The 9,650-nt window shown below is 58.3% G+C and carries 10 protein-coding genes; 3 read left to right on the forward strand and 7 right to left on the reverse strand.

Features of this window, described 5'->3' with window-relative positions; genetic code table 11:
• Positions 1-183 precede the first annotated feature (183 nt).
• The 5 genes from AC30D7_RS19090 to hemJ all read right to left on the reverse strand — a co-directional run bounded on the left by AC30D7_RS19090 (position 184) and on the right by hemJ (position 3,936).
• Complete coding sequence (locus AC30D7_RS19090) at positions 184-522, reverse strand: histidine triad nucleotide-binding protein (protein ID WP_007906873.1); 339 nt, start codon at positions 520-522, stop codon at positions 184-186.
• An 80-nt stretch (positions 523-602) separates the two neighbouring features.
• Complete coding sequence (locus AC30D7_RS19095) at positions 603-1,391, reverse strand: SDR family NAD(P)-dependent oxidoreductase (RefSeq protein ID WP_490135105.1); 789 nt, start codon at positions 1,389-1,391, stop codon at positions 603-605.
• 62 nt (positions 1,392-1,453) lie between these two features.
• Entirely contained in the window at positions 1,454-2,413 is a 960-nt protein-coding gene (locus tag AC30D7_RS19100; RefSeq protein WP_490135106.1) for a DUF805 domain-containing protein, read from the reverse strand.
• An 89-nt stretch (positions 2,414-2,502) separates the two neighbouring features.
• Positions 2,503-3,471, reverse strand: a complete 969-nt coding sequence (locus AC30D7_RS19105) for an NAD(P)H-dependent flavin oxidoreductase (RefSeq protein WP_490135107.1) — start codon at positions 3,469-3,471, stop codon at positions 2,503-2,505.
• A 33-nt stretch (positions 3,472-3,504) separates the two neighbouring features.
• Complete coding sequence (gene hemJ, locus AC30D7_RS19110) at positions 3,505-3,936, reverse strand: protoporphyrinogen oxidase HemJ (RefSeq protein WP_320393145.1); 432 nt, start codon at positions 3,934-3,936, stop codon at positions 3,505-3,507.
• 135 nt (positions 3,937-4,071) lie between these two features.
• Between hemJ and argC the strand changes: the two genes are divergently transcribed.
• Positions 4,072-5,106, forward strand: a complete 1,035-nt coding sequence (argC, locus tag AC30D7_RS19115) for an N-acetyl-gamma-glutamyl-phosphate reductase (protein WP_007941665.1) — start codon at positions 4,072-4,074, stop codon at positions 5,104-5,106.
• 168 nt (positions 5,107-5,274) lie between these two features.
• Entirely contained in the window at positions 5,275-5,625 is a 351-nt protein-coding gene (gene erpA, locus AC30D7_RS19120; RefSeq protein WP_007906865.1) for an iron-sulfur cluster insertion protein ErpA, read from the forward strand.
• A 73-nt stretch (positions 5,626-5,698) separates the two neighbouring features.
• Here erpA and AC30D7_RS19125 read toward each other — a convergent pair whose 3' ends face one another.
• Positions 5,699-6,790 (reverse strand): anhydro-N-acetylmuramic acid kinase, encoded by a 1,092-nt coding sequence (locus AC30D7_RS19125; protein WP_490135108.1) that lies wholly within the window; start codon positions 6,788-6,790, stop codon positions 5,699-5,701.
• Positions 6,791-6,793: 3 nt separating this feature from the next.
• Entirely contained in the window at positions 6,794-8,212 is a 1,419-nt protein-coding gene (locus AC30D7_RS19130; RefSeq protein ID WP_490135109.1) for a peptidoglycan DD-metalloendopeptidase family protein, read from the reverse strand.
• 210 nt (positions 8,213-8,422) lie between these two features.
• Here AC30D7_RS19130 and tyrS point away from each other — a divergent pair, with 210 nt between their 5' ends.
• A complete protein-coding gene (gene tyrS, locus AC30D7_RS19135) occupies positions 8,423-9,622 on the forward strand; it encodes a tyrosine--tRNA ligase (protein WP_490135110.1) in 1,200 nt (399 codons plus the stop codon).
• Positions 9,623-9,650 lie beyond the last annotated feature (28 nt).

Raw genomic sequence — 9,650 nt, forward strand, 5'->3', positions numbered from 1 at the left:
TCGGCCGGGGAGGGTTTGCGCTGGGTCATCTGTGGCGAGGGAGCTTGCTCCCGCTCGACCGCGAAGCGGTCGTAAATTCAGCTCATCGATTCTGTCTGGAAAAACTCGATGCGTGGATTTGGGGCTGCTCTGCAACCCAGCGGGAGCAAGCGCCCTCGCCACATAAACCGGTACTGCTTGCAATCAGCCCGGCGGCCAGTGCATCTGGCGCTGACCCAGCACGTGCATATGAATGTGATAAACGGTCTGCCCGCCCAATTCATTGCAGTTCATGACCACCCGGAAACCTTCTTCACAGCCCAGTTCCAGAGCCAGACGCTGCGCGGTGAACAGAATATGCCCGGCCAGCGCCTTATCGTCCTCTGTGAGGTCGTTGAGGGTGCGCACCGGTTTCTTCGGGACCACCAGGAAATGCACGGGGGCCTGTGGCGCGATGTCGTGGAAGGCCAGTACCTGGTCGTCCTCGTAAATGATCTTCGCCGGGATTTCCCGGTTGATGATCTTGGTGAACAGAGTATCCACAGCTGTTTTCTCCGTTGTTTGGCTGGCTTGAGTGTACGCATGGGCTCTGCCTGAGCCCAGTTTTTTACCTTGAAGGCTGGTCAGCGTGGGCAATACGCCTTGTTGACCATTCCCGCGATTGTCCGGGTCAGCCAGCGCGAGCCGAGCCGTGGCAGGAAGGCGAACCAGCGATTCAGGCGACCGGGGATGATAATGGCGCGATTCTTCTCCAGGGCGCGCACGGTATAGAGCGCGACTTCCTCTGGGCTCATCAGCAGTTTGCTCGCGCCCAGCTTGTCGGTGTTCAGTTGCGCGGTGCGGAAAAACGCCGTGCGGGTCGGGCCGGGGCAGAGCACCGACACCTTGACCGCGCATTTTTTCAGTTCGACGCGCAAGCCTTCGGAAAAATTCAGCACATAAGCCTTGCTGGCGTAATAAGTGCTCATCCATGGACCGGGATGGAACGCCGCAACCGAGGCGACGTTCAGAATCTGCCCGCCCCCCTGCAAGGCCATGCTGTTACCGATGGCATGACACAAGCGAGTGAGGGCCAGGATGTTCACTTCGATCAGATCCTGCTCGGTCATCCAGTCCTGGGCCAGGAATGGGCCACAGGTACCGATGCCGGCGCAATTGACCAGCAGATCGATTTGCCGCTCACCTTCCTCCAGCTCCAGTAGAAAACCGGACAGGCGCAACGGTTCTCCCAGGTCACAGGCACGAAACAACACTTCCACGCCGAAACGTTGAGTCAGTTCAATCGCAATACTTTCCAGCTGATCACGCTGTCGGGCCACCAGTAACAGGCTGCGGCCGCGCCGGGCCAGCGCTTCAGCCATCGCCAGGCCGATGCCGCTGGAAGCGCCAGTGATCAGAGCGTAACGGGTCATGCAGTTCTCCATCGCAACAGCTCCGCGCCAGCGACGCAGGTGTCACGGGCGGGGAGCGCTGTTCATTCTTTTGCAGAGTCTACAGGGGGCTGGGCCGCTTCGGCTGCATCGTCGGTTGAATCTGCTGCCGAGTCGACTTCGACGGGCGCGGCTTCGACTTCATCGGTGGTCAAAGAGCTGCTTTGATAGGCACCATCAGTGGCGCTTTCATACTCATCCTGAATTGCCGTGAGACCTCCGGTCAGCCCGCCAACGAACATGATCGCAATAAACACCAGCCACAATGAAGCCAGTACCCTGACTGCGTTGCTGTTGGGCGGCGGCGGTGCGCCATATCGATTGGCAGTGTTGTTACCCGGTACGATCATTATCACGAACGGGAAAGCGCCCCCCACGAACGGCACAAGGTTCAACAGCCAGAGCCAGCCAGACCAGCCGATATCGTGCAGGCGCTGCACACTGAACTGAATGCTGATGAACGCGAGTATCACGATCAGAATAACGGCCAGCAGACCCGCGACAATCAGGCCGGCAGTCGAGTTGGTGCTGATGAGGCCGAAGCCGAAAATGGCCAGCACCGAGCCAATGCCCAACGTCACCAGCGTCAGAGCCATTGTCCAGGCCAGAAAGCGCAGTCGGCCGATGCGGCCACTGAAACTGAATGCCTTGAGTGTGGCGAACTCCGGCAGCGGTTCGCCGACGGTGGCGCGCGGTGGAGCGTAGGGGGACTCAGGCTCTGCCGATGGCGATGGGCTGGTGTGAACGTCGGACAGGTTCAGCTCGATCGAGGGTTCGGCTTCAATTCGGGCATCGATGCCGGTTTTCGTCAGCGCCTGAAGATAAGTTTGCGCATCGGCATGTGACAGGTCGCGTTTGAGGGCAACCGTCCGGCCACTGAACAGGCGTTCAATAGCTGCGACATCGCTTTTGAACAGCTCGGCGAGATTGAGCTTGGCGGTGGTGGCATCAACACCGGGCAGCAAAGCACCCTCGAAGACGATCTTGAAACGGTTTTCGCTCATGGCCGAGGCATCCTTGTCGCGATAGTTGTAATGGAAAGTGTTGCAAGGGAGTGTAAGACCGGCCGGGTTGGGCTGGCCAAACTTTCCTGTCAGCGCGGCCAGCGCTTGGGTAGCGTTGCCGCCAGTTCCAGCGCCTTGCGGTATTCGGTGCCGAGACGTTCGACCAGTTGATCGACACTCGGCAGATCGTCGATTTCTCCGACACCCTGACCCGCAGACCACACGGTTTTCCAAGCTTTGGCTTCATCGTTCAAGGGTTTGAGCTTGGAGCCGAAGTCCACCTCGCCCTTGCTTTGCAGCGCCGCCATGTCGAAACCTGCAGCCTCCAGGCTCTGACGCATGAAGCTTGCCGGTACACCCGACACCGCTGGAGTATGGACGATGTCTGCAGCTCTGGCAGTCAGGAGCATCTCTTTGTAGGCGTCAGGCGCATGACTTTCCGTGGTGCCGATAAATCGCGTTCCAAAGTAGGCCAAATCCGCACCGAGCAATTGTGCGGCAAGAATCTCGTGGCCATGGTTCAGGCAGCCGGCTAGCAGCAGGGTCTTGTCGAAAAACTGGCGGATCTCGGCGATAAGCGAGAACGGGCTCCAAGTCCCGGCGTGACCACCGGCCCCCGCGGCAACCGCAATCAAACCGTCGACGCCGGCTTCGGCGGCTTTTTCTGCATGGCGACGGGTCGTCACGTCGTGAAACACCAGGCCACCGTAGCTATGCACCGCATCGACCACTTCCTTCACGGCGCCGAGGCTGGTGATCACGATCGGTACTTTGTGTTCGATGCAGATCGCCAGGTCCGCCTGCAATCGCGGATTGCTGTGGTGGACGATCAGGTTCACCGCGTAAGGGGCGGGGTTTTCCAGTGTCGCCAACCCTGCTTCGATTTCTTCCAGCCAGGCTTTGAAGCCGCTGCTCTCACGCTGGTTCAGCGCAGGGAAACTGCCCACCACGCCATTACGGCAGCAGGCGAGCACGAGCTCGGGATTGGAAATCAGGAACATCGGCGCCGCCACCACGGGCAGACGCAAGCGTTGTTCGAGCAGAGCGGGCAGCGACATTGGAAGTACCCCGAGTGAGTGTGCCTGTTGGACTTAAAACGGCCGGACAACGACCAGAATTACGATAGCCAGCAATATCAGAACCGGCACTTCATTGAACCAGCGATAAAAGACATGGCTGCGGGTGTTTTCGCCACGGGCAAAACGTTTTACCTGTGCGCCGCACATGTGGTGGTAGCCGATCAGGATCACCACCAGGGTCAATTTGGCATGCATCCATGCACCCTGGCTGAAATAGGCGCTCGGGTTGAGGCTGATCAGCCAGATGCCGAACACCAGCGTGGCGATCATCGCAGGCCCCATGATGCCCCGGTACAGCTTGCGCTCCATGGTGCTGAAGCGCTCCTTGCTGACGGTGTCTTCACTTTGCGCGTGATAGACGAACAGGCGCGGCAGGTAAAACAGGCCGGCAAACCAGCAGACCATGCTGATGATATGAAGCGCTTTGAGCCACAGATAAAGCATTTTTGGTTATTCCCAGGTTCACGGTAGTGAAGATAGTAGGGGGTAGAGCGCCCGCACGTCACCTTGACGGTTGTCGCAGGGCCGCGCGGCCCCTATTATCGACGGCTTTCCAGTGGGTTCGTTGAGGGCAGGTTTATGGTCAAGGTCGGTATCGTCGGCGGCACGGGTTACACCGGTGTCGAACTGCTGCGTCTGTTGGCACAGCATCCGCAGGCAGAAGTGGTGGTGATCACTTCCCGATCCGAGGCCGGCCTGGCCGTGGCCGACATGTACCCGAACCTGCGAGGCCATTACGACGGCCTGGCGTTCAGCGTTCCGGACATCAAGACCCTCGGGGCTTGTGACGTGGTGTTCTTCGCCACGCCGCACGGTGTCGCCCATGCCCTGGCGGGTGAATTGCTGGCTGCCGGGACCAAGGTCATCGACCTGTCGGCAGATTTCCGTTTGCAAGACGCCGATGAGTGGGCCAAGTGGTACGGCCAGCCGCACGGCGCGCCAGAACTGCTGGAGGAGGCGGTCTACGGCTTGCCGGAAGTCAATCGCGAGCAGATCAAGCAGGCGCGCCTGATCGCTGTGCCGGGTTGCTATCCGACGGCCACGCAATTGGGTTTCCTGCCGTTGCTTGAAGCCGGTCTGGCCGATACGACGCGTTTGATCGCTGATTGCAAATCCGGTGTCAGCGGTGCGGGTCGTGGCGCTTCTGTAGGTTCGCTGTACTCCGAGACGTCGGAAAGCATGAAGGCCTATGCCGTAAAAGGTCACCGTCACTTGCCTGAAATCCGTCAGGGTCTGCGTCGTGCAGCGGGCAAGGACGTTGGTCTGACCTTCGTTCCACACCTGACGCCGATGATTCGCGGTATTCACTCGACGCTCTACGCGACCGTCGTGGACCGCTCGGTGGATCTGCAAGCCCTGTTCGAAAAGCGTTATGCCAACGAACCGTTCGTCGACGTGATGCCAGCCGGCAGCCATCCGGAAACCCGTAGTGTGCGCGGTGCCAACGTTTGCCGTATCGCCGTGCATCGTCCGCAGGATGGTGATCTGGTGGTGGTGTTGTCGGTCATCGACAATCTGGTCAAAGGCGCGTCGGGTCAGGCGGTGCAGAACCTGAATATCCTTTTCGGCCTGGATGAGCGCCTGGGTCTTTCCCACGCGGGCATGCTGCCGTAAGGCTGTATCCCGCTCAGTAAAAAGGCCCGTCGAACGGGCCTTTTTGCATTTTGGTCTGACAATTGGGTTGATTGATATACCGTAACAATAGTTGACCGATTTTCTGGGAGAAGCGGATAATGCGCGTCATCACGCAATATGGCGGCGTAACGCCGGGAGATAGTCAGCATGAGCGTCGAATCCTTCACCCCCACGGCTTTGCAATTCACCCACGGTGCTGCGCACAAGGTGAAGAGCCTGGTCGATGAAGAGGGGAATGATCGCTTGAAGCTGCGCGTATTCGTTACGGGCGGCGGTTGTTCAGGGTTTCAGTACGGCTTCACCTTCGATGAAGAAGTGGCCGATGACGACACCATCGTCGAACGCGAAGGCGTCAGCCTGGTGGTCGATCCGATGAGCTTCCAGTACCTGGCAGGTGCCGAGGTGGATTACCAGGAGGGTCTGGAAGGTTCGCGTTTCGTGATCAAGAACCCGAACGCTACCACCACGTGTGGCTGCGGCTCTTCGTTCTCGATCTGATCGCACCTCACCGCATCAACAAGCGCCGCAGGGTCTCAGGACTCTGCGGCGTTTTGCTGTCTGGGGTTAAGGTTCAGGCGGGGTAGATGGCGCCGAGAATGCGCAGGCCGCGGGCACCGGTGACGCTTGGGCGGTTGGTTGCGATGCCTTCCAGACAGCAATGAGCCAGCCAGGCAAAGGCCATGGCTTCAACCCAGTCCGGGTCCACACCATAAGCGGCGGTGCTGCTGACTTTCGCATTCGGCAACAGGCTGGCCAGCCGCTTCATCAACGTGGCGTTGTGCGCACCACCGCCGCAGACAAGCAGCTCCCGGGTATCCGATTGAGCGCTTTGCAATGACTCGACGATGGTCAGGGCGGTCAGCTCAAGCAGTGTGGCTTGTACGTTTTCGGCTGCGAAGGTTGGCAGCTGTGACAGATGCTGCATCAGCCATGGCAGATTGAACACTTCGCGGCCAGTGCTCTTCGGGCCTTGAGTCACAAAGAATGGATCACTGAGTAGCTCATTCAACAGATCCGGCTCAACCTTGCCACTGGCGGCCCATTGGCCATCGCGATCGAAATTGTCGCCGCGTTGCCGGTGAATCCAGGCATCCAGCAGGACGTTCCCCGGGCCGCAGTCAAAACCCGCGACAGGCTTTCCGGGTTCGATCAGGCTGAGGTTACTGAACCCGCCGACATTCAGCACCGCGCGGTTACCGGGCTGCTGTTCAAACAAGGCCTCGTGAAAGGCTGGAACCAATGGGGCGCCTTGTCCGCCAGCGGCTACGTCGCGGCTGCGGAAATCGCTGACTACGGTGATGCCGGTCAGCTCGGTGAGAAGCGCAGGGTTGCCGATCTGCACCGTGAACCCGCGTGCCGGTTCGTGGCGAATGGTCTGGCCGTGGCTGCCTATTGCGCGAATGTCGACGGGCTTGAGGTTTTGTTGGTCGAGGAGGGTGTGAATGCCCTGTGCGGCCAGTTTCACCCAGTTTTGCTGGGCAATGGCGGAGCGGGCAATCTCGTCCGGACCGCTGGCGCACAAGCCAAGCAGCTCGGCGCGCAGGGATTCGGGCATGGGGATGTAATGCGTGGCGATCAGCTTGATCGCCGGGGCTTGCTCGATCAGCGCAATGTCCAGGCCATCAAGGCTGGTCCCGGACATCACACCTATATAGAGCGCCATGGCTTAGCGTTTGCTCGAAGCCAACAGGGTGGCTTTCTCTTGGTCCATGCGCGCCATCAGCGGTTGGCTTTGCGCAAGGAAGCGTGAGCGTTCAGCTTTGGAGATCGGATCGGCCATCGCTACCTTCTGCCCCAGAGGATCGACGTGCACGCCGTTGACCTGGAACTCGTAGTGCAGATGCGGGCCGGTGGAGAGGCCGGTGGTGCCGATGTAGCCGATTACCTGACCTTGCTTGACGCTGCCACCAGTCTTGATGCCTTTGGCGAAGCCCTGCATGTGGCCGTACAGCGTACGGTAAGTACTGCCGTGCTGGATAATCACGGTATTGCCGTAACCGCCGCGGCGGCCGGCCAGCAATACCTGGCCGTCGCCGGCAGCCTTGATCGGTGTGCCGCGCGGTGCTGCGTAATCGACACCCTTGTGGGCGCGGATCTTGTTCAGGATCGGGTGCTTGCGGCCCATGGAGAATTTCGAGCTGATGCGGGCGAAGTCTACCGGAGTACGGATGAACGCCTTGCGCATGCTGTTGCCGTCAGCCGTGTAGTAGCTGCTGTTGCCTTGTTTGTTGGTGTAGCGCACAGCGGTGTAAGTCTTGCCGCGGTTGGTGAAGCGTGCGGAAAGAATGGGCCCGTTACCGACGGCTTTACCGTTGACGACTTTCTGTTCATAGATCACATCGAACTCGTCACCCTGGCGAATATCCTGGGCGAAGTCGACGTCATAGCCAAACACGCTGGCCATATCCATGGTCAGGCTATGGGACAAACCGGCACGGGCTGCGGATTGCGACAGCGAACTGTTGATCACGCCATGTACGTAGGCGGTGCGAACAGTGGGCTTGGCGGTAATGCGGTTGAATGTATAACCCTTATCGTTCTTGGTCAGGCTGATGCTTTCCGTGTCGCTGACTTTGCTGTGCAAATTGGTCAGTTGGCCGTTCGGGCCGAGTTCGAACTCGAGCTTCTGGCCATGTTTGAGCTGGCTAAACTGCTTGGCCTGCTTGTCGCTGGCCAGCACTTCATGCACCGAAGTGGCCGGAAGGCCAACTTTCTCAAACAATGTCGAGAGAGTGTCGCCTTTGGCAACGATCACTTCCCTGTGGCCTGGCGCCTTCTTTTCTTCGACGACTGGCGCAGGCGCGGCCTGGGCGGTTTCCTGGGTGTCTTCAGTACTGTTTTCGATCTGCGCGAAAGGGGAGGCTGCCGGCTCATTTGTGGCTTGGACGACGTCGGCGGCGTCTTGTTCTTGTGTCAGTTGTTCTGCAGGGCTTTCCAGTTCAAGACTCAGGGTCGTCTTTTTTGCTTCAACATCACTGGAAGGAAATACCAGAAGCGCCAGGCTCAGAAGGGCGGCGATACCACTCGCGGCCAGCAGGTGGGTCTTCGGGTAAAGCGGTGGCGCTTTAGACGGTTCTTTGGTCATAAGTAATTTTGACTTTGAAAAAATGAATTGGAAAAGATGAATGACATGATGAAGACGAAATAACTGTATAAAATATAACCAAATCATCTTTGAAGCAAGTCTGCGGACACTCTGTCCGTGGATTGGCGCCCGCGTGCCGGGCAAAACTTGTATTTGACGCCCGATCTTGTATGGTTGGTCCCCTTTGAATCTGAGCCTTGCGGGTCTGTTATGAAGTCGGTTGAAGAGCAGCTAGCGCTGATTAAACGTGGTGCAGAAGAACTGTTGGTCGAGTCGGAGCTGATCGAAAAGCTCAAGCGTGGCCAGCCGCTGCGTATAAAGGCTGGCTTCGATCCGACCGCGCCGGATTTGCACTTGGGGCACACCGTGCTTATTAATAAGCTGCGCCAGTTCCAGGATCTGGGTCATCAGGTGATCTTCCTTATAGGTGACTTCACCGGGATGATCGGTGATCCGAGTGGCAAGAGCGCGACACGTCCACCGCTCACCCGTGAACAGGTTCTCGAGAATGCCGAGACCTACAAAACTCAGGTTTTCAAGATTCTTGATCCGGCCAAAACCGAAGTGGCCTTCAACTCCACCTGGATGGATCAGATGGGGCCGGCTGATTTTATTCGCCTGACTTCGCAATACACCGTGGCTCGCATGCTCGAGCGCGACGATTTCGACAAGCGCTACACGACCAATCAGCCAATCGCCATTCACGAGTTCCTCTATCCGCTGGTTCAGGGTTACGACTCGGTCGCTCTGCGCGCGGATGTCGAGCTGGGTGGTACCGATCAGAAATTCAACCTGCTGATGGGGCGTGAGCTGCAGCGTAGTTATGGGCAAGAGGCTCAATGCATTCTGACCATGCCGTTGCTTGAAGGGCTGGATGGCGTGAAGAAGATGTCCAAATCGTTGGGCAATTATGTCGGTATCCAGGAGGCGCCGGGTGTCATGTACGGTAAGCTGGTCTCTATTCCTGATGTGCTGATGTGGCGCTACTTCGAACTGCTCAGCTTCCGCTCCATGGAAGAGATCGATGCTTTGCGGGCTGACGTCGAGGCGGGTGCGAATCCGCGTGACATCAAGATTAAGTTGGCCGAAGAGATCGTTGCGCGTTTCCATGGTGAAGAGGCAGCGGCCAATGCTCACCGTGCGGCGGGCAACCGTATGAAAGACGGCGAGCTGCCGGATGATTTGCCAGAGATCGAATTGATCGCTGCCGAAGATATGCCGATCGCTGCTGTCCTTAATAAGGCGGGCCTGGTGAAGAACTCTGCCGTGGCACGTGATCTTTTAGGTTCCGGTGGTGTGCGTATAGATGGTGAAGTTGTCGATCGCACCTTTATATACGCGCTGGGCGCGACCCACGTTTGCCAGGCTGGGAAGAAGGCATTTGCGCGTATTACGCTCAAATCCGAATAAAGCTGAAATCAGGGGTTGACGGCAGATT

The sequence above is a fragment of the Pseudomonas sp. DF5 genome (genome assembly GCF_058148225.1).